At 71.8% G+C, this 21338-nt stretch carries 15 protein-coding genes and 1 pseudogene; 2 read left to right on the top strand and 14 right to left on the bottom strand.

Annotation, left to right across the window (positions count from 1 at the left end; translation table 11 throughout):
• Positions 1–147: 147 nt before the first annotated feature.
• Positions 148–1992 carry a glycoside hydrolase family 15 protein gene (locus tag PV721_RS02410; RefSeq protein WP_319721082.1) on the top strand — a complete coding sequence of 615 codons (1845 nt, stop codon included), beginning with the start codon at positions 148–150 and terminating at the stop codon, positions 1990–1992.
• Here PV721_RS02410 and PV721_RS02415 read toward each other — a convergent pair.
• The 10 genes from PV721_RS02415 to PV721_RS02460 form a co-directional block, all read right to left on the bottom strand.
• On the bottom strand, positions 1989–3755 hold the full coding sequence (locus PV721_RS02415; protein ID WP_319721083.1) for a cation:proton antiporter: 1767 nt from the start codon (positions 3753–3755) through the stop codon (positions 1989–1991). The genes PV721_RS02410 and PV721_RS02415 overlap by 4 nt on opposite strands.
• Positions 3756–3794: 39 nt before the next feature.
• On the bottom strand, positions 3795–4847 hold the full coding sequence (locus tag PV721_RS02420) for a cytochrome d ubiquinol oxidase subunit II (RefSeq protein ID WP_319721084.1): 1053 nt from the start codon (positions 4845–4847) through the stop codon (positions 3795–3797).
• Entirely contained in the window at positions 4847–6331 is a 1485-nt protein-coding gene (locus tag PV721_RS02425) for a cytochrome ubiquinol oxidase subunit I (protein WP_319721085.1), read from the bottom strand. The genes PV721_RS02420 and PV721_RS02425 overlap by 1 nt, the downstream gene beginning before the upstream one ends.
• A 39-nt stretch (positions 6332–6370) precedes the next feature.
• Complete coding sequence (locus PV721_RS02430) at positions 6371–7210, bottom strand: SDR family oxidoreductase (protein ID WP_319721086.1); 840 nt, start codon at positions 7208–7210, stop codon at positions 6371–6373.
• Between the two features lie 160 nt (positions 7211–7370).
• Entirely contained in the window at positions 7371–8951 is a 1581-nt protein-coding gene (locus PV721_RS02435) for a GMC family oxidoreductase (RefSeq protein ID WP_319721087.1), read from the bottom strand.
• Between the two features lie 172 nt (positions 8952–9123).
• Entirely contained in the window at positions 9124–10047 is a 924-nt protein-coding gene (locus tag PV721_RS02440; protein WP_319721088.1) for a cyclase family protein, read from the bottom strand.
• A gap of 32 nt (positions 10048–10079) precedes the next feature.
• Positions 10080–11690, bottom strand: a complete 1611-nt coding sequence (locus PV721_RS02445; RefSeq protein ID WP_319721089.1) for a gluconokinase, GntK/IdnK-type — start codon at positions 11688–11690, stop codon at positions 10080–10082.
• Positions 11691–11711: 21 nt separating this feature from the next.
• Complete coding sequence (locus PV721_RS02450; RefSeq protein WP_319721090.1) at positions 11712–13136, bottom strand: chloride channel protein; 1425 nt, start codon at positions 13134–13136, stop codon at positions 11712–11714.
• A 34-nt stretch (positions 13137–13170) separates the two neighbouring features.
• Positions 13171–13479 (bottom strand): SHOCT domain-containing protein, encoded by a 309-nt coding sequence (locus PV721_RS02455; protein WP_319721091.1) that lies wholly within the window; start codon positions 13477–13479, stop codon positions 13171–13173.
• 177 nt (positions 13480–13656) lie between these two features.
• Entirely contained in the window at positions 13657–14385 is a 729-nt protein-coding gene (locus PV721_RS02460) for a GbsR/MarR family transcriptional regulator (RefSeq protein ID WP_319721092.1), read from the bottom strand.
• 361 nt (positions 14386–14746) lie between these two features.
• Between PV721_RS02460 and PV721_RS02465 the strand changes: the two genes are divergently transcribed.
• Entirely contained in the window at positions 14747–15976 is a 1230-nt protein-coding gene (locus tag PV721_RS02465) for a serine hydrolase domain-containing protein (protein WP_319721106.1), read from the top strand.
• A 26-nt stretch (positions 15977–16002) separates the two neighbouring features.
• On the opposite strand, the gene lysA is transcribed toward PV721_RS02465, so the two are convergent.
• The 4 genes and pseudogenes from lysA to xdhC form a co-directional block, all read right to left on the bottom strand.
• Positions 16003–17331, bottom strand: a complete 1329-nt coding sequence (gene lysA, locus PV721_RS02470; RefSeq protein WP_319721093.1) for a diaminopimelate decarboxylase — start codon at positions 17329–17331, stop codon at positions 16003–16005.
• A 13-nt stretch (positions 17332–17344) separates the two neighbouring features.
• Positions 17345–17686 (bottom strand): annotated as a pseudogene (locus tag PV721_RS02475) (SAV_915 family protein).
• A 168-nt stretch (positions 17687–17854) separates the two neighbouring features.
• Positions 17855–20332: a SpoIIE family protein phosphatase gene (locus tag PV721_RS02480; protein ID WP_319721094.1), complete on the bottom strand. Its 2478-nt coding sequence runs from the start codon at positions 20330–20332 to the stop codon at positions 17855–17857.
• A 139-nt stretch (positions 20333–20471) separates the two neighbouring features.
• Positions 20472–21338: a xanthine dehydrogenase accessory protein XdhC gene (xdhC, locus tag PV721_RS02485; protein ID WP_319721107.1), complete on the bottom strand. Its 867-nt coding sequence runs from the start codon at positions 21336–21338 to the stop codon at positions 20472–20474.

Raw genomic sequence — 21338 nt, forward strand, 5'->3', positions numbered from 1 at the left:
GTTCGGCGGTGCGATGCGGCCTGAACATCCCGTTCGTGCGTTTCATGCTAAGGGCGATTCCCGGCGGACGCAGGGGCAGCCGGCTCGCCGGGCTCGCCGCGAATTCCGCGCTTAACCTGACTGGGTGGCGTCGAAAGGGGTTCCCCCATGGCTGACTACCCGCTGATCGAAAATCACGGCCTGATCGGTGATCTCCAGACGGCGGCACTGGTGACCACGGAAGGAACGATCGACTGGTTCTGCTGCCCGCGGTTCGATTCCCCCAGCGTGTTCGGAGCCCTTCTCGACTGGGAGAAGGGCGGGCACTTCACGGTCAAGCCGACGGACGAGACCTATACCACGAAGCAGTTGTACCTGCCGGACACCGCGATCCTCGTGACGCGGTTCATGACCGAGGCCGGTGCCGGCGAGGTGGTCGACTTCATGCCGGTGACGGGAACGACGGCCACCGACCGCCACTGCCTGGTCCGCATGCTCCGGTGCGTCCGCGGCAGCATGGCGTTCCAGATCGACATCGCCCCACGGTTCGACTACGGCCGCAAACCCCACACCCTGCGCGTCACCGAGAACGGGGCGGTGTTCGCCTCGGACGACCTGGAACTCACCCTCAGCGTGGTGCGGGAGCCGGATGACGAACGGGTGGTGCACACCCGTACCGGCGACAACGACCTGCGCGTCACGCTTCCGCTCGAGGCCGGACAACAGCGGGGTCTGGTCATGGAGTCGGCCGCGGAGGGGCCGCCGCGCGAGATCCGCGTCGCCGAGTTCCAGGAACTCTTCGCCGACACCCGGCAGTACTGGCGGTCGTGGCTCCACCAGTCCCGGTACGCGGGCCGGTGGCGCGAGATGGTGGAACGCTCCGCCGTGACGCTGAAGCTGATGACGTACGCGCCCAGTGGGGCCCTGGTGGCGGCCCCCACCGCGGGACTGCCGGAGCAATTGGGCGGCGAGCGCAACTGGGACTACCGGTTCACCTGGATCCGGGACGCTTCCTTCTCCGTGTACGCCCTGCTGGGCCTGGGGTTCACCGATGAGGCGAGGGCGTTCATCGGCTGGCTCGGCGACCGGGTGAAGGAGAAGGCCGGCAGCGACACCGACACGGGACCGCTGAACATCATGTACCGGGTGGACGGGTCCTCCGATCTCTACGAAGAGACCCTGGACCACTGGGAGGGATACCAGGGGTCCGCCCCGGTGCGCATAGGCAACGGCGCGGCGACCCAGCTGCAGCTGGACATCTACGGCGAGGCGCTCGACAGCATCTCCTTCGCCCACCAGCACGGCATCCACCTGGACATCCACGGCTGGACATCGCTGCGCACGCTGCTGGACTGGCTCGTGGACCACTGGGACCAGGCCGGCGAGGGGCTGTGGGAGACCCGCGGCGGACGCAAGCACTTCACCTACGGCCGCGTGATGTCATGGGTCGCGTTCGACCGCGCGCTGCGGCTGGCGGTCGCCCACGGCCGGCCGGCCGAGAGCGGCCGCTGGGCCGCCGAGCGCGACAACATCTACGAGCAGATCCTGGCGAAGGGCTGGGACCCGGCCCGCAGGGCATTCGTCCAGCACTACGGCAGCGACGTGCTCGACTCCTCGCTGCTGCGGATGCCGACGGTCGGGTTCATCACGCCCGACGACCCGATGTGGACGTCCACCCTGGACGCGATGGACCGCGAGCTGGTCACCGACAGCCTGGTCTACCGCTACAACCCCGAGGCCTCGCCCGACGGTCTGCGCGGCTCCGAGGGTACTTTCTCCTTGTGCACCTTCATGTACGTCGACGCCCTGGCGCGGGCCGGGCGGGCCGACCAGGCCAGGCTCGTGCTCGAAAAGATGATGACGTACGCCAACCACCTGGGCCTGTACTCCGAGGAGATCGCCCTGACGGGCCGCCAGCTCGGCAACTTTCCGCAGGCCTTCACCCACCTCGCGCTCATCGATGCGGCCATCACGCTGGACGAGACCCTGAACCGCTCGCGGCCGGGCGTCTAGGCCGGCGGTACGGGGCCGAGCAGAACGACGAGGTCGCCCTCGCGCAGGGTGACGGCAGACGTCTCGTCGACCGGCTCCAGCCGGCCGTCGGCGCTGACCACGAACAGCGTTTCGTGTCCCGGCGGTACCGGGTCGGAGCCGGGCTGCACCAGGAACCGTGCGCCCTGTTCGTACCGTTCCGCCAGGACGTGCCGGACGAGCGAGCCGCCGAAGAGGACGGCGCCGCCCGTGTAGGGCGCGACGACACCGTGGCTCTCGTGGGGCGGCCCCACCCGGTAGACGGGGCCCTCCACATTGTCCTCGACCACCACCGAGGCCAGCGCGTTGAAGTCGTCGTCATCGGTGAGCAGGAAGACGGCGTTGACCCCCTCCAGCCGTGCCCGGGGGTTGGTGGCCGTCGCCAGCAGGTCACCTCTGGCCAGTTTGATTCCGGCGTCCTTGATCCGTTCGCGTTCCTCGTTCAGTCCCGCCCACATCTGTACGTCGAGCCCCGCCGACCTCAGGGCTCTGCCCAGCGCGATCGCCCACGGTGATCCGCCCACGAGCAGCGGCCGGGTGAGGTGCGGCCGGGCGACGCCGAGCCGCCGGGCCACGGGGCCCGCGGTCAGGGCGTACAGCACGACCGTCGAGACGATCACGAGGAAGGTGACGGGAAGGACCTTGGAGGCGCCGCGCAGTCCCAGCTGGACGAGGCTCGCGGCGAAGGCCGCCGCGGTGGAGGCCGCGACGATGCCGCGCGGAGCCATCCATCCCGCGAACGCCCTTTCCCCCAAGGTCATGCCCTTCCCCATGGTGGCGACGAAGGCCACGAGCGGCCGCACCACGAGGACCAGGAACGCGACGAGGGCGAACGTGGGAAGGAGTACGGGGGTCAGGGAGGCCGGGGTGACGCTGGCCGAGATGGAGATGAACAGCAGCCCGATGATCAGCTGGACCAGCGTCTCGAAGAAGGGACGGCGCGCGGGCATGTCGAAGCCCCGGATGTTGGCCGCGGCCATGCCGATGACGATCGCGGCGATGAGCCCGGTGTCGTCGCGGACGATGTCGCAGCCTGCCGACACGGCGATCACCGTGGCCAGCTGCGCCAGGGTGCCGAGCGTCTCGCCGAGCCGGAGCACGCGCAGGGTCAGCCACAGCAGTGCGACCCCCACGGCTCCGCCGACGAGGCCGACGGCCGTGCTGAGGAGGAACTGGCCGATCTGGTAGCCGCGGCCGATGTCGATCTGGTGCGTCGTGTCGATGGCGTGGAAGACGAGTGCTCCGAGGATGGCGCCGATCGGGTCGGTCAGTGTTCCTTCCCAGATCAGCAGGCGCCGTACCTTGTCCGTCGGCCGCACGTACTGGAGCAGGGGCCCCACGACCGTGGGCCCCGACACGACGAGGATCATGCCGACCATCGAGGCCACCCTGAGCGACATGCCGAACAGGGCCGGGCCGACGGCGCAGACGGCCAGGAACGTGAAGGCCACGCCGAAGAGGAGCAGCCTGCCCACGATCGCGCGGGTGTGGCCGGTGAGGTTGCGCAGGTCGAGGCCGAGACCGGCGTCGTAGAGGATCACCGCCACGGACAGGGACACCAGGGCGGAGAAGGGCTCCCCGATCAGCTGGTCCGGGTGAACGAGGTCGGTCAGGGCGCCCGCGGCGAAGCCGACCGGCAGCAGCAGGATCAGCGCGGGAACGCGGAGCTTGCCGGCGAGGATCTGGCAGGCGGCGGCCAGGGCCACGACCAGGGCGATGCCGAGGAGGATGTCGTCCTCGCTCACAGCGGTTTCCTTCCTCGCCGCACGGGCACGGTCGGGGGATCAGTCGCCGTCGGCCGCGTCACCCCTCGTGGGGCCGGTCCGTCGCAGGTCGGAGTCGGTGAGGGGCTCCAGCTCGCCATGGGTGTCCAGCCAGTAGAGGAAGAAGACGGCCGGGACGATGAGCAGCAGGGCGACGAGGCTGACCACCGACAGCCAGACCAGCGTCTGGGAATCGCCCGCGGCATCCGCCACCGTCAGGGACGTGGGGATGAGGTAGGGGCGCTGTGCGAGCCCCCAGGCGAGGACGGCCGCGCCGACGGTGACGACGGTGCTGAAGCGGGCCCAGTGCGTCCGTCCCCGCAACACGAACAGTGCCGTGGCGGCGAAGAACACCGCGGACACGATCGCGAGGGCGAGCCCCGCACCGCGGGTCAGTCCGTGCCAGACGTGGGGGGCGTCCGCGCGGGTGACGAGGAGCACGCCGACAGCCGTCAGGGCGACCGCGACGAGGCTGAGCAGGGCGCGCAGCCGGAAGTAGCCGACGAGGTCGGGCGCCTCGAAGCGTGCGGCGTCGGCGGTCAGGAACACGGCGCCGAGGAGTGCGGTCCCGGCCACCGTGACGAGGCCGAACAGGAGGGACGCGGGGTTCGCCCACGCGTCCGCCGAAGCTTCGGTACCCGGGGCGATCCGGCCGGTGGCGATGGCTCCGACGGCCGCCCCGAGGAAGAACGGCGTGAGCAGGGAGGCGATGGCGAACACGGCGCCGTAGAGGCGCCGCCGGGCCAGTCGGCGGCTGGGTTTGCGCAGGGCGAATCCGGCGCCGCGCAGGACCATGCCGAGGGCGGCCAGCGCCAGGGGCAGCCACATGGCGGTGAACACCGTCTGGAACAGCACGGGGAACCCGGTCCACATGAGGACGAGGACGAAGACCAGCCAGACGTTGTTGACCTCCCACACGGGCGCCATGGCGTGGTCGATCAGCCAGCGCGGGCGCTTGCCGCGTTCGGCTCCGCCGGCCGTCAGGTCCCAGAAGCCCGCGCCGTAGTCGGTCCCGCCGCCGCACGCGTACGCGGCCACGGCCAGCAGCAGGACGAAAGCGACGAGTTCGGCCATCACCTGCCGCCTCCCCCGGACGGAGCGGAGCCGCCGTCTCCCGCGGACGGGGCGTCGCCGGCCGGGACGGGAGGGCGCGGACCGTACGGCGTGATGGCCTCCGGTGCCTCCGCCGCCCGCCCGTCCGTCTGCTCGTCGGCCAGGCGCCATCGGTCGCGCATCTTCAGCAGGATCGTGAGGAACGCCCCGAAGACGAACAGGTACACCACGACCACCAGGCCGAACATGATCCAGAGGGTGGTGGAGCGGGTCGAGGTCACGGCCTCCGCGACGCGCATGTTCTGGTAGACGATCCAGGGCTGGCGCCCCACCTCGGTCGTGATCCAGCCGCATTCGACGGCGACGACGGAGGCGACGCCGGCGCAGGCGGCGCCGCGGTAGAACCACTTGGACTCGGGCAGCCGGCGATGGCGCAGCCAGACCAGGCCGTACCAGGCGACGAGGAGCAGGAGCACGCTGCCGACCCCGACCATGATGTCGAAGGCCCAGTGGGCGATCGTGGCCTGGGTGGCGTTCGGCCGGTCACTCGCCGGTACGGAGTTCAGCCCCGTCACCACGGTGTCCGGGCTGAACCCGGCCAGGATGGAGTCCAGCTGTGGGATCTTGATGCCGCCGGAGACCGATCCGTCCGGGTGGAGGCGGCCGAACAGGTACTCCGCAACGTGGCTGTCGGTCTCCCAGACGATCTCCATCGCGGCGAACTTCACGGGCTGCTTCTGGAACACCTGCCGGGCGATCGAGTCGCCCAGGACGAACTGCACCGGAGTGGCGACCGCGGCGATGGTGAAGGGGACCGTGAAGCCGAGCCGGTGGTAGCGGTCCCGACGGCCGCGCAGCCATCCGACGGCGTAGACGCCGGCCACGACGTAGCCCGCCGTCACCAGCATCGCCACCACGAAGTGCCAGTACTGCGGCCCGAACATCGGGGTGAAAATGGCCTTCCAGACGTCCACGTCGACCGGGTTGCCCTCGGAGTCGAGCGAGAACCCCTGCGGGGTGTTCATCCACGAGTTGGCCGCCAGGATGCCGAAGGCCCCCAGCAGCGCGGTGGCCGGCAGGGGCAGCCCGAGCAGGAAGTGGGTGCGTGGCTTCAGCCTGCGCCAGCCGTAGAGGTAGATGGCGATGAGCACGGCTTCGAGGAAGAACGCCCAGGCCTCGACACCGAAGCCGACGCCGAAGACATCGCCCCACTTGCCCATCAGCCCCGGCCAGAGCAGACCGAACTCGAACGACAGCACGGTGCCGGTGACGACCCCGATCGCGAACTGCACGGCCATCACGGCCGACCAGCGCCGGGCCAGCAGCAGGGCCGTGGCGTCGTTCCTGCGCAGACCGCGGTAGTGCATGACCAGGGTGATGAGCGGCAGCGCCACGCCCATCGGCACCAGGATGATGTGGGAGGCGAGGGTGAACGCCATGAGCTCCCTGGCCGGGAGCAGTTGGGCGGGGGCGTCTGCCGCCAGCAGGTGGACCGTGGTGTGCATGCGTTCCTTTGCCGCTCGGGATGACGGGCCGGACGAGGGTCAGCCGCCGGTGGCGAAGCCCGGGAAGAGGGTCATCCCGCCGTCCACGTAGAGCGTGGTGCCCACCACGTAGTCCATGAGGTCGGAGGCGAGGGCCACGGCCGCGTGGGCGATGTCCTCGGGGTCGCCGATGCGCACGTACGGGATCAGCCGGAGCAGATCCTCCAGGGCCTCGGGCGTCTCCCACGCGTCGCGGTTGATCGGGGTCTTGATGGCCCCGGGAGCGATCGCGTTCACGCGGATCTTCTTGGGCGCGAGTTCCTGGGCCAGGGTCGTCATCAGCATGTGCACGCCGCCCTTGGAGGACGCGTAGTTCGCGTGCCCCGCCCAGGGGATGATCTGGTGCACGGAGCTCATGCAGATGATCTTTCCGGCCGAGCGGGACACTTCCGGGACGACGCCGCGCCGCAGGAACTCCTTCGTCGCCTCCCGCGCGCAGAGGAACTGACCCGTCAGGTTGACGTCCAGCACCTTCTGCCACTGGGCGAGCGTCATCTCCTCGAACGGGGCGTCGCGCTGCAGTCCGGCGTTGGCGACCAGGATGTCGATCGTGCCGAACTCCCGGACCATCCGCTCCGTCATGGCCACGACCTGGTCCTCCTGGGACACGTCCGCCTCGTACGCGGCCGCGCGTACGCCGAACGAGGTGATCTCCTCGACCACCTTCTCGGCCTCCTCCGCGCCGGCCACGTAGTTCACGACGACGTCGGCGCCGGCCCGGCCCAGGCCGATGGCCGTGGCCTTGCCGATCCCGCTGTTGGCGCCGGTGACCAGCGCCTTCTGGCCCTTGAGCAGGTGAGCGGGGAGCACTGCCCGCGGTACGCCCTCGGTGGAACTCACGATCGACTGCCTCCTCGACTGCCCGGACCGGTCCGCCGGACCGCGGCCCGACAGGGTTCGAACGCCACCGAACCACCCCGTGCGGGGATCGGCGGCCCGGGCGAGGTGCTCTTGGGCCACGCGGCCGAGCATCACCCCCCGGTCGGCGGAAGCCCGGGGGTCATGCCAGCCGCTCCACGAGGTGGTCGCCGACCCGCAGGGCGTTCGCGATCGCCGTGAGCGACGGATTGACCGCGCCGATGCTCGGGAAGAAGCTCGTGTCGACCACGTACAGGTTGTCGAGGTCGTGGGCCTTGCAGTTCACGTCCAGGGCGGACGAGGCCGGGTCGTCGCCGAACCGTACGGTGCCGGCCTGGTGCGCCGTGGCGCCGATCGGCATGCCCTTGTGGAGGTAGATGCTGCGCGACAGGAGCTGGTGCTCGTGCATCCCGAGATGGCTGAGCATGCCCTCGAGCTTGTGCCGCAGGCGTTTCAGCCCCGCGATGTTGTTCTTCTCATCGAGCACGAGACGGATGGTGCCGTCGCCCTCGAGGGTGACCCGGTTGTCGGGGAGGGGGAGGTCCTCGCCGCACAGCCAGAAGTCGACCGCGTGGTGCGCCATGACCTCGAAGGGCATGTCGGGGGTCACGGCACCCGCCCAGCGGGGCGCCTCGCCGTGGATCTGGTCGGCGTCCGACTTGCCGAGCATCTGGATGCCGCCCAGCGGATAGTCCCAGTCGTCGGCGCCGAGGTACCAGTCGTGCAGGGCCAGGGTCTTCTGGAACCTGGTGCCGTTGGGCTCCTTCGAAATGGCCATCAGGGCGAGGTTGTTGTGGCGCATGTAGTGGCGGCCGACCACGTCGGAGCTGTTCGCCAGCCCTCGGGGGTGGCGGTCGTCGGTCGAGGCCAGGAGGAGCGCCGCCGAGTTGACCGCCCCGCAGGCGACGACCACGATGTCCGCGGAGTAGGAGGCCTCGAGCCCGTCCTCGCTCCGGGTCACGACCGTGCTGACGCTCCGTCCGGTCGGGTCGGTCTCCAGCCGGACCACCCGCGCGTTGGTGATCATTTCGACGTTCGGGTGCCGCAGGGCCGGCTCCACGCAGATCACCTGGGCGTCCGACTTGCCGCGCACCAGGCAGGGGAAGCCGTCCACGCGGTCGCAGCGTATGCAGACGCTGGAGCCGGTCGCCCGCCCGTGCTCGTCCTGTACCAGGTCGACGCCGATGGGCAGGTGGAAGGGGTGCAGACCCCGCTTCTCCAGGTCGTCGCTCAACTGCTGGATCCGCGGCTCGTGTTCGACCGGCGGATAGGCGTACTGGGCACTGTACGGCCCCTCCCACGGGTCCTCCCCGTGGCGTCCGTGGACCAGGTAGAGGTGCTCGGCCTCCGTGTAGTAGGGCTCGAGGTCCTCGTACCGGATCGGCCAGGCCGGCGACAGACCGTCGTGGTGGCGGAGCTCCCCGAAGTCCTCGGGCCGCAGCCGGAAGAGGGCGGCCCCGTAGAACTTGGTGTTCCCCCCGACGTAGTAGTTGACCTCCGGCGGGAACGCGTCGCCGTGCTTGTCCAGCCAGAACTCCGGGGCACGGTACTTGCCCTTCACGAACACGGCGGTGGAGTCCCAGTTGTCCCGCTCGCGGGGGAGGTAGTCACCGCGTTCGAGGATGAGGACCCGCTTGCCGGACGGGGCGAGCCGGTGGGCGAGCGTACCGCCGCCGGCGCCCGAACCGATGATGACGACGTCGTAGTGCGGGGAGTCGCCCACGGCGACCACCGTCCTTGCGCTCGCGGGCCCGGCCTGTCACCGGCCCTCTCTCTGCGCGCTGCCGGGACGCGGCAGCCACCCCACCTTTTCGAACGTATCCCTCCTTCCCGGGCGCGGCGACCGGACGGCGCGCCCGGACCGCGCGACCGCACGGCGCACCCGCGCCCGGCCGTCACAGAACGGCGATCGGGTTCACGGGCGAGCCGGTGGCCGACGGAAGTCTGAGCGGCGCGACCACGCACAGGAAGGACCACCGGCCCTCACGGGCACAGGCCCGGGTCAGCTCCTCGAACTGCAGGTAGTCCATCAGGTGCAGCCCCATGGCGTGCACCGCCAGCACGTGCACGGGAAAGTCGACCCCGGCCACCGCGCTGGGGGCCGTGTCGTTGTTGCCGTCCGAGCCCAGGGCGGCGACCTGCCGATCGGCCAGGAACCGTACGGCCTCGGGATGAAGTCCGGCCCGGGCCCGCGCCGCGTTCCACGCCCCGCGCTCCTGGCGCCGGGGGCGGTGCCCCACCCGTACGAACAGCACGTCGCCCGGCAGCACCCGGACCCCTTGCGCCGCCTCCGCCGCGGTCAGGTCGCCGGCGCTCACGTGTTCTCCGGGCTCCAGCCAGGGCACGCCCCGCAGCCGCGGAACGTCCAGGAGGACGCCACGGCCGACGATGCCGTCCCGGACGACCTCCACGGAGAGCGCCCCGGCGCCCCGGGACGTCACGCTGCTCGCGGGCACGCCGTTGTAGAGCTCCCCGTCGAACAGGACGTGGCACAGCGCGTCGAGATGGCTGTCCGCGTCCCCGTGCACGTTCATCGCGAAGCGGTCGCGCGCGAAGTGCAGCCCGTCGCCGCCGGTCTCACCGGTCTCACCGTCGGCGGGCACGATCATCCGGTGGCGTGCCGGTTCGGGATTGTCCGGTCCGGGCAGGGTTTCGATGGGTGCGGCAAGGGACACCGTACGTCCGGAGCGGACCTCTGCGGCGGCGGCCACGACGCGCTCGTGCGTCAAGTGGCCCAGCGCACCGCGCCGGTCGTCCGGCGCGCGCGGGCTCCTGTCGCGCAGTTCCTCGTACAGCGCGCGAAAGGCGTCACCGGTCATGGGCCGCGGCGTCGACGGCCCGCTGCCGGGGGTCACCAGGATCCCCACGGCACCAGGCCCCACCGGAAGACGTGGCTGGCGCCCGGCTGCAGGACGGTGAGCGCCGTGCCGCTGCGGAAGGCGTCGGCCGGGCAGGACATCGGCTCGATGGCGACCCCGCGCCGACGCGTCCCGGGCTCCGACAGCGTGTCCCCGGTGTAGACCTGCACGTACCGGATGCCCTCGACGAGCCGTACGTCGATGCCGTGCCGCCCCGAGGGGTGTGCGAGCCGCACCGTGCAGTGGCCGGCGGGGTCCCGGTCGAGGCCCGTGTACGCGGTGTCCAGGCGCTCCACGCCGATGGGCCGGGCGGTGCGGAAGTCGTACGCCGTGCCCTCGACCGGCTCCTCACCGGTGGGCAGGCCGTGTTCGTCGGTACCGAGCCGGTGGCGGGCCGGCACGGTCAGCAGCGCGGTGTCCACCCGGTCGGTGCCGACGGTCAGGTAGGGGTGCTGGCCGACGCCGTAGGGCGCGGCCGCGTCCCCCACGTTGGTGGCGGTGACGGTGGTCTCGAGCCCCTCCGGGCCCAGCCGGTACTCGGCCGTGACCTCCAGCTGGTACGGGTACCCCGGCTGCGGGAAGAGGGTGGTGCCCACCGTGACCGCGTCCTCGCTGCGGGCCAGCAGCTGCCACGGCACCCACCTCAGGAGCCCGTGGATCGCGTTGTCGTTCTCCGGTTCGGTCAGCGGGAGTTGCAGGTCCTCGCCGCCGAAGCGGTAGCTCCCGCCGGCCACCCGGTTCGGCCAGGGCACGAGGAGCTGCCCGCGGCCGCCGGTGATCCGCTCGTCGGCGGCGAATCCGTCGAGGAGCGGCCGCCCGCCCACCCCGTAGTGGCGCAGGGCGCCGCCCAGCTCGACCACCACCGCCTCGTGCGCGCCGTGGTGCAGCCGCCACTGTTCTCCTGATGCCGCGGGGGGCATGTGCGGCTCCTGGGTCGGTACGGCGCTGAGCTGGGCCACGATGGCTGCGACGACGGCTTCCGGGGGCCGGTCGATGTCCACCACGCAGGCGTGCTCGTCGGGCTCCGGCTCCTGGAGGTCGGCGAACTGGCTTTCCAGCAGCCGTGCGGGGAAGAAGTGGCCGTCCCGGGACAGCAGCCGGGAGCGGATGAGCTGCCGTGAACCGTGCAGGTGGACCAGCCGTACTGCGGGCCGCCCTCCGGCCAGTTGGTCGCGATAGGCGCGTTTGAGCGCGGAACAGGCGACGACAGCCGGTTCCCCCGCTGCGATCCGCCGGTCGATCCAGGCCGCGACGGAAGCCAGCCACGGGCGTCTGTCCTCGTCGGTCAGGGCCTCGCCGGCCGCCATCCGGGCCCGGTTCGCCGGCGTGTGGAAGTCGTCCGCGTCCTGGTAGGCCCAGCCGAGCCGGTCGGCCAGCAGCAGGGCCACCGTGGACTTCCCCGCCCCCGCCACGCCCGTCACGAGCACCACGGTCGCGGGCGCCTTCGTCGCGCGGGCTCTCGGACCGGCCTGACCGGAGGGGGCCGGACGCACCTCGCCGGGCCGGACTTTGTGCAGCGGTGCCGGCGTGGGCACGCGCCCGTGGTCCGGCAGGTGGTCCGGCCCGTGGTCCGGCAGGTGGTCCGGCCCGTGGTCCCGCGCCATACGGCCTCCTTCGCGCAGAGCTCAGACCGAGCCGCCGGACCTGCCCGACGCGCCTGCGGCGGGGGGAGGGGCCGGCGACGGTTCCGCAGGTCCGCCTGCGGGGGGACGGGCGGAGCCGCGCGGCAGCAACTGGGTCGTCACGAAGGCCACGACGGCCGCCAGGACCACCACCGGGGTCATCGCGACGCTGTCGAGCACCAGGACGACGAGCACGATGCTGCTGACCGGCAGCCGCAAGGCACTGGCGGTCGCGGCCGCCATGCCCGCGGCCATGGCCGGTACGACCCCCAGGCCCGGCAGGGGCGCGAGCAGCACGCCCACCGCAGCACCCAGGAACAGCGACGGGAACACGGGGCCGCCCCGCAGGCTGCCCAGGCAGAGGGAGTAGGCGACGCTGGTGCACAGCAGCACGGCGATCAGGGCCCCGACCCCCCAGCCGTGCGGATCGGCGGCCATCTGGCTCAGCGTCCCCTGGCCGGAGGACGCCACGTTCGCCGGCGACCGGCCGGTGGTGAGCGCGTACACGGCGGCGCAGACGCCGGCTGCCAGGGCGCACAGGGCGGTGTGGACGACGGGGCGCTTCGCCACGAACCGTGCGGTCAGCCGCCCCCCTCGCATGATCGTATGTACGAGGACACCGATGGCCACGGCCATCAGCACCGCCCAGACGACGTCCCCGGCATCGAGCTGCGGAACGGGCACGCCCACCTTCACGGAGAGGCTGGGCGCATCGAAACCGGTCCAGCGCCCGAAGCCGGTGAACACGAGTGCACCCACACCGCTCGACAGCAGCGCGGGCAGCATGACCGCGAACAGCTGTGGCCCGCCCACCCCGGCCACCTCGATGAGCATCACCGCCGCGACCAGGGGGCTCCCGAAGATCACCGCGACCGCTGCCGCCGCTCCTGCCGCGCCCAGGAGCGCCGTGCTCTGGGGGGTCGCCGGAACCCGCGCCAGGTCCCTGAAGAGCAGGGCCAGACCGCCGCCGAGCGCGATCAGCGGGGCCTCCGGTCCGAGCGTGGCGCCGAGGGGAAGGCTCAGCAGGGCCGCGAGGACCACGCCGGGCAGGGCTCCGGGCGGGACACCGCCCGTATGGAGTCCCGAGGCGGGGATGTGGCCGCCCCCGCCGGGCAGGCGGGTGACCACGAGTCCCACGGTCGTGCCGGCCGCGAGCAGCAGCGGCAACGGCCACCACCACGGCGGGACGTCCCACCCCAGGGCCTCCGGCAGGCTGCCCCACATCAGGTGCTCCAGCTCGTGGAGTGCGACCAGGAACCAGAAGGCGATCAACGACACCGGAACACCGATGAGGGCGCAGAAGACGAGCGCCTTGAAATAGCCGGGACTGCGCAGCAGTTCACCCAGCCGGTCCGCCTCTTCGGGCTGTGTCACTTCGGGCCGTGTCGCTTCGGAAGGCCCTGCAGGGCGTGGATCCGACGCCGTCATGGGGTGTGTCCCGTCTCGGTTCCGGACGTCCGTGTCACGCGAGGAGCTTGGCCTTCTCGGCCGCGAACTCCTCCTCGGTCAGCAGGCCTTGGGCCTTCAAGGCGCCCAACTGCTTGAGCTGCTCGATCTTGGTGCTCATTTCGTCGCCGGGGGCGGGAGCAGGGGCAGGTGGTGCCGCCGCCACCGGCGGCGGCTGCTGATACGCCTGCTGCTGATACGCCTGCTGCGGTTCGCTCTGTTGCGCCCAGCGGCCCGCCTGCCGTCGCGAGACGCGGTTCGACACGGCGGTGGCGGTTCCGGCCACCACGGCTGTCCGGGCGACGCCGCGAAGGAGTCCAGGCATGTTCGTTCATCTCCCAGTGGTCCAGGGATACGCGCCACGACATGCGGCGACGGGGAGCCCGCCACAGCCATTGCAACATCCACCCGGGGGCTTCGCACGTTCGAGCGTGGGCCCTGGAGAAGGACCCGACCGCAGGCCAGTCCGTGATACGGCTCCGATACGGGCGTGACGCCGGTACTACCGCCCGGCGTTCCGGGCGGTCCGGCTCTGCCGCCACTGCTCCATGACGTTGTGGAGGGCTTCGTTCAGCAGGAGAAGGAATGCGCCGGAGGCTTCGAAGCGGGCGCCGGCGGGGGTGGCGGCCCCGAGAACCTCGGTCGCACGCTGGGATGCGGCCGCCAGGACGTCGTTCATCTGCAGGGCCGCGAGGGTGGACCGGAGCCAGACCTCGTCGTCGATGACGTAGCGTGCGCGGCGCCCGCCCGGAACCCGTTCCCGTCTCAGCATTCCCTGCTGTTCGAGGAAGGTGACGGCGTGCGAGACGGATGCCGGGCTGACGCGGAGCCGCTGGACCAGTTCGGCGGCGGTGAGGGTGCCGGAGTCGGTGACGAGCAGGCAGGCCAGCACCCTGGCCATCATCCGGGGCAACCCCTGCTGTTCGAGGAGGCCGGTGAAGGACTCCGCGAAGTCCTGGACCGCTCGGGGGTCACGTCCATGGCCGCTGTCGGGGACGGGCGGTGCCGGGGCCGGCGGCCGGGCCTGCCTGGGCCGGCGCGCACGGTGCCGTGCGGCCGCATGTGCGCGGTCCGCCGCGTAACCGTCCGGTCCGCCGTTGCGGGCGACCTCCCGCATGACGGTCGAGGCGGGCCGCCCCAGGCGCTGACCGATCTCCGTGTATCCCAGCCCCTCGGCCAGCCCCGCGGCGATGTGCTGACGATCCTCACTGGTGAGCCTGCCTCCGGGCATCGGTGCTCGTCTCCCGTCTGTCCTCCTGCGCGGAGCCCCGCGCCCGTGCACCCGCTGCGCAGTATGCATTCACACCACGCCCATTGCAATGCAAGCCCTGGTCGTCCCTTGCGTTCGGCGCCACTGTCATTGCAATCGCGACTCCTATCTGGCTGCTGAACCTGGGAGTTGAGTCGCGTGTAACGTTGACCAAATAATGAACGCAATGTAGCGTCGCAGGCGTTCAGTGATTCCCGAACGTTCATGAGTGCCGGTGGCACCGCGGAGGGGGTCCCCATGATCGAGCTCCAGCTCGCCGAGGCCATGAGCGCCAAACCGGGACGGATCTTGAAGGTCGAACGCTTACGCAAGGAGATTCATGATGGGAACGGGCAGCGGCGGCTTCTCCAAGGCAGGGCTGCACCGAGTGCGCGACGTGCTGGCACGGCACGTCGCGTCCGGGAAGATTCCCGGGCTCGTCGCGCTCATCGGCCGGGGTGACGAGACGCACGTCGAAGCGCTCGGGACGATGCGCCACGAGGGCGGCGCGCCGATGCGCCGGGACACCGTCTTCCGGATGGCGTCCACGTCCAAGCCGGTCGCGATGGCGCCGGTGATGGTCCTGCTCGACGAGTGCAGGCTCCGGCTCGACGACCCGGTGCAGCAGTGGCTGCCCGAACTCGCCGACCGTCAGGTGCTGAAGCGGATCGACGGCCCGCTGGACGACACCGTGCCCGCCCGGCGGCCGATCACCGTAAGGGACCTGCTGACCTCCACGTTCGGGCTCGGCATAGACCTGACGGCGCTCGGTGCACCGATCATGAACGCGGTGTTCGAGCGGGGGGTCTTCAGCCAGGGCGCGGTACCGCTGCCAGACCCGGACGAGTGGATGCGCCGCCTCGGCACGCTGCCGCTGATGCGCCAGCCCGGTGAACACTGGCAGTACCACCTCAGCCACGACGTCCTCGGCGTGCTCGTCGCGAGGGTCACGGGCCGGCCGTTCGAGACGTTCCTGCGCGAGCGCATCCTCGATCCGCTGGGGATGAAGGACACCGGTTTCCACGTACCCGCCGACAAGATCGACCGGCTGCCGCCCAGCTACGCCCCCAACCCGCAGACCGGCGAGTTCACCGTGTGGGACGAGGCGGTGGGCGGCCAGTACAGCGCGCCTCCGGTGTTCCAGGCGGGCGGCGGGGGGCTGGTCTCCACCGCCGACGACTACCACGCCTACTTCCGGATGCTGCTGAACCACGGGATGCACGGGACCGAACGGATCCTGTCCCGGCCCGCCGTCCGACTGATGACCACCAACTGCCTCACGCCCGAGCAGGAGAGCGCCCGATCGGCTCTGGCCCGCAACGCCGTCCACGTGTCGTTCGGCCAAGGGCAGCAGGGCGGCTGGGGCTTCGGGATGGCGGTGCGCACCTACCGCGGCGACTACGCGCCCATCGGCCAGTTCGGCTGGGACGGCGGAACCGGCACCTCGACGTACGCCGACCCGGAGAACCAGCTCACCGGAATCCTGCTGACCCAGGTCGGGCTGACCACGCCGGATCCGGCGCGGCTCATCCACGACTTCTGGACCACGCTCTACCAGGCGATCGACGACTGACACCGATCCGCCGAGGCCGCCCCCCCCTAGCCGCCGATGTCCCGGCTGCGGAAGTCGTCCAGGGTCTCGCGCCGGACCAGCACCCGGGCCGAGCCCTCGTGGACCGCGATGACCGCCGGCCGGCCGACGAGGTTGTAGCCGGAGGCCATGGACAGCTGGTAGGCGCCGGCCACCGGTACGGCGAGCAGGTCGCCGGGGCGGATGTCGCCGGGCAGGTGCACGTCGGCTGCGAGGATGTCGCCGGCCTCGCAGTGCCGGCCGACGACGGTGGCCGTGCGGGGTCCGGCCGTGGAGCGGCGGCCGATCAGGCGGGGCGCGTAGCGCACCCCGTACAGGGCGGGCCGCGGGTTGTCGCTCATGCCGCCGTCCACGGCGACGAACACCTTCTCCCCGGTGTGCTTGACGGCGAGCACCCGGTAGAGGGCGACTCCGGCCGGCCCGACCACGGCCCGTCCGGGCTCGACGGCGAGCCGCGGGACGGCCAGCCGGGCGGCGGCGCAGCCCTCGATGAGCTCGGCGCGCAACCGCCGGGCGAGCGCGGTGAGGTCGAGGGCGGGTTCCCCGGGCCGGTAGGCGATGCCGTGGCCGCCGCCCATGTCCAGCTCGGGCAGGACGATGCCGTGCGCGTCGCGGATGCGGGCCATCAGCCCGACCATCCGGCGCAGGGCCACCAGGTAGGGCTTCACCTCGGTGATCTGGGAACCGATGTGGCAGTGCAGGCCGGTCAGTTCGAGCTGCGGCTGGCTGAGGATCCGTGTGATGGCGTGCTGCGCGCCCCCGTCGGTGAGGGACAGGCCGAACTTCTGGTCGTCCGTGCCGGTACGGATCTCGTCGTGGCCGCCGGCCGATACGCCCGGTACCACCCGCACCTTCTGGTGCCCTTGGGGCCCGACGGCGGCCGCGATCCGGGCGATCTCGGAGGGACCATCGATGACGATCCGCCCCACGCCGAGCCGCAGCGCCGCCCCGAGGTCGCGCGGCGACTTCGCGTTGCCGTGCAACACGATCCGCTCGGGCGGGAAACCAGCGGTGACGGCGAGCTCCAGCTCCCCGGCCGAGCACACGTCCAGGCCCAGCCCCTCCTCCCGTACCCAGCGCACCACGGCCCGCGACAGGAAGGCCTTGGCGGCGTACAGCACGTCGGCTTCGGGGAAGGCCTCCCGGTAGGTCCGGCAGCGCCCGCGTACCTCCCCTTCGTCCAGGACGTAGGCCGGCGTGTCGAACCGGTCGGCCACCTCCGTCAGCGACACCCCGCCGACGGCCAGGCCGCCGTGCGGGAGCAGCGCCGTGGACGCGGGCCACAGGGACAGATCCTCCGCGTCGGTGGCGACCTCGGGGAGAACGGCTATGGTCATCGGGACCACCCTCTCAGAGAACGCGGACCGCGACGTCGGCCGGCCGCGCCGGCGCCGGCACCGGCGTGACGGAGGGGGCGCTGAAGGTCGGGTCGATCGTCAGCGGGCACGCGCCGAGCGGCGAGGCCAGCGCGCGGAGCGCGGACTCGGACAGCCGGATCCAGGGCTGCCCTGCGCCGAGCGTCGTGGCCAGCAGGTCGGGGCGGGTGAATCCGACGGCGGTGCGGTCGCCCAGAGGGGTGCGGAACATGCGGAGCACCACCTACGCGGTCCCCGGCCGGACGGGCACGTGGAGAGGTCCGGCCGGGATCCGTTCTTCAGGCTCGGGGTCGTCGTCGTACTGGAACAAACACATGGGGCCCTCCCAGAGGAACCACGAGTGGCAGGTGAGGCCCGGGATGCGGGGAGGCAGTCCGGGGCGCGACAACGAAGCTATCCCCGCGTCCGCCCGTCCGGGGCCGCTCCGTAACGCGGCTCTTACGGGGACCGGCCGAGTCCATACGCATTGCTGACGGCCGTTCCCTCAAGCGAGGGGCAGGTGCTGTTCGGACCAGACGGTCTTGCCCCCCGTGGTGTAGCGGCTGCCCCAGCGGTGGGAGAGCTGGGCGACGATGTACAAGCCGCGGCCGCCTTCCTCGGAGCTCCTCGCCCGTCGCATCCTCGGCTGCGTGTTGCTGGAGTCCGAGACTTCGCACGTCAGGGTGTCCGCCCGGATCAGCCGGAGCCGGACCGCGCCACCGGCGTGGCGGATGGCGTTGGTGACCAGCTCGCTGACGATGAGCTCGGTGCTGAACGCGAGCTCATCGAGGTTCCAGGCGGTCAGCTGGTCCAGGACGAGATGGCGCGCGTCGCCGACGTTCGCCGGGTCGGGGTCGAGGTGCCACGTCGCGAGGGAGTCGGCCTCCACCGCCCGGGTCCGGGCCAGCAGGAGGGTGACGTCGTCCCGCAGCCTGCCCGGCGGCAACCCTTCCACGACGTCGTGCCGGGCCTGACGCAGCGGCCGTCCGAGCACGTCCGCGCGCAGCAGACGGTCGGCCAGGTTGCGCATGCCCTCGTCGACGTCCCCCTCTCCGCGTTCGATCAGGCCGTCGGTGTACAGGGCGAGGACGCTGCCCGGCGGCAGATCGCGTTCGACCGGCTCGAAGGGCCACCCACCGACCCCCAGGGGCGGGCCGGGGCTCAGCTCGACGTACTCGACGGTTCCGTCCGGGCCGACCACGGCCGGGGGCGGGTGTCCGGCGCTCGCCATGACGCAGCTTCGGGTGACCGGGTCGTAGACGGCGTACAGGCAGGTGGCCCCGGCCGGCCCGCTGGGCACCAGCGTGGCCGCGTCGCCGTCGTCCGGATCGTCGCTCTCGGCTTCGGCGACGACCTGCAGGACCATGTCGTCCACGTGCGCCAGCAGCTCCTCCGGTTCCAGTTCCAGGTCCGCCATCGCGCGTACGGCGCTGCGCAGGCGCCCCATCATGGCCGTGGCGTACAGCCCGTGACCGGCGACGTCCCCGACCACCAGGGCGACACGGGCCGAGGACAGGGGGATGACGTCGAACCAGTCGCCGCCCACACCGGTGTCGGCGTCCGCCGGCAGGTAGACGCTGGCGGCCTCCAGCGCGGGCGTCTCCGCGGTGGCCGGCGGCAGAAGGCTGCGCTGCAGGCCCACAGCGGTGCGGCGTTCCTTGGTGTACCGCCGCGCGTTGTCCACGGCGACGGCCGCGCGGGCGGCGATCTCCTCCAGAAGTGCCAGGTCGTCCGCCTCCAGCGGGGGAGCGTCCCCCGTGCGCCAGAGCGTGAGCCTTCCGAACGCGATGCCCCGGGCGCACAGCGGCGCCGTCATCGCCGAGTGCGCACCCGGGACGGACGTGGCCCACTCCGGGGCCGCGTCGTTCCCGGGCGCCGCGGGCCGGCTTCCGAGGCCGGTGATCAGCTCTCCCCGGCACTCCCGCGCCCCGGACGCAGCCGGCTCGGCCACGCCCGCCCCGGTCACGGTCGCCCGGGGAGCGGCCGCGGGGAGAGGAGCCGTGAACTGGGAGGTACCGGTCCGCAGCGCGTCCCCCTCCGCACCGGCGACGGCCATCCGGATCAGGGGCAGCGTGAGATGCCCGTCAGCGGGTGGTTCACCGCCGGTCAGAACGGTCTCCGCGAGATCCACCGCCGCGCAGTCGCCGAACGCGGGCGCCAGCACCTTGACCAGGTCCTCCACGGTGCGCAGGACGGACAGCGAACCCCCCAGCGCTCCGGTCGCCCGGTACAGCAGGTCCAGGCGCCCGCGCGAGCGCTCGTGGTCGGTGACGTCGGTGAACACCGTCGCCACACCCATCGGATGCCCGTCGGGTTCCTGCAGCCGGAACGCCTGGATGGTCACGACCCGGCCGCCTCTCGGGTCGTCCAAGGTGCGCACGGTCGCGTTGAAGCCGACCAGGGGGATCCCGCTGCGCACGACCTCCCGCAGCCGCTCGTCGATGATCCGCGCGTCCTCGGCCCACAGGAAGTCGGACAGCCGCCGACCGCTCAGTTCGACCGGCACCCCGGTGTACGGCAACAGGTGCGAGTTCGTCCGCAGCAGGCGCAGGTCCGCGTCGAACACGGCCAGGCCCACCCGGCCCTGCAGGAACAGTTCGTGCGTGAAGGCGTGGTCCTGCCGCCATCGGGCGACCAGCTCCATGGGCGCGAGGAGTACGAGGCAGCGGGCCGCGTCCCCCCGCGCGCCGTCGTCCAGCGGCATGACGCGGAAGCCGATCTCCAGCTCGCGTCCGGAGCCGTGCCGCAGGGTGGCCCGGCCCTCCTGGGCCCCCTGCCCGCCCCGAGCCAGAAGTGCTTCCCAGCTCCCTGCGTCCGCGAGGAGGTCCCGCGCCGGCCGGCCGCACACGTCCGCGGACCGGCGCTCCAGGAGGGCTTCGGCCGCCGGAGTCCAGGCGAGGACCGTCCCGGCGTCGTCCAGCAGTGCCGCGGCCGTGTTCGTGACAGCGAAGGGATAGTCCTGGTTGCTCTCAGTGGCGCGCATGCGTGCCCATCTCGTCCGCCGGTCCCGCTGCTCCCATGCTGGTCGATGTCCGGAACGAGAGCCAGAGGCGTTGCGCCATCCGGTCCCGCTCCGGGCCTCGGTCACGGGAGGCGGGCCCGGTGCCCGGAGCGGGACCGGCTCACGCGCTGCCGGCCGGCGGAGGGTACGGCACCGCGGCAACCGTGTGCGGCACGGTCCGCCCGGCTTCCTGCTCGAAGGTCCGGAGCAGGTCCGCCGCCACGCTCACCGCGATCGTGGCGGGCTCCTTGCCGCTGATGCCGGCCACTCCGATGGGGGTCTTGATCCGGTCGACGGCGGCGGCGTCGTGGCCGCCCTCGGTGGCCAGGCGCTGGCGGAACCGCGCCCATTTGGCGGCCGAGCCGATCAATCCGATCGAGCCGAGACCTGCGGTGCGCAGGGCGGTGTCGCACAGCGCGGCGTCCTCGGCGTGATCATGGGTCATGATCAGGACGTGGGCGCCGGGCGGCAGCTCCGCGAGCACTTCCTCCGGCAGCAGCGGGGTGTGGTGCACGTGGACGTGCGCCACCGCATCCGCGAGCACGCCGAGCCGTTCGTCGGTGAGCATGTACGGGCGGGTGTCGATCAGGTGCAGGTCGAGGTCCTGGCGGGCCAGGATGCGCGCCAGTTCCAGTCCGACGTGCCCGACGCCGAAGACCGCCACCGCCTGGACCACCGGGAGCGGTTCGAGCAGCACCGTGACGGCTCCGCCGCAGCACTGCACCCCGTGCCGGCCGGTGACCTTGTCGTTGAGGGCGAACTCCATCAGCTCCGGCTCCGGACCGGCCGCGCCGTTCAGTTCGCGCGCCCGGTCGATGGCGACGGCCTCGATGTTGCCGCCGCCGATCGAACCCCACGTCTCGGTCCGTCCCACGACGAGTTTGGCACCGGCCCGGCGGGGCGCGTGGCCGCGCACGGTCGCGACGGTCACGAGCACGCCGGGTTCCCGGCGTGCCCGCAACCGTGCGACCGCGGCCACCCAGCTCAT

This window comes from Streptomyces sp. MB09-01 (genome assembly GCF_033794505.1).
In the GTDB taxonomy this organism is placed as follows: Bacteria; Actinomycetota; Actinomycetes; order Streptomycetales; family Streptomycetaceae; genus Streptomyces.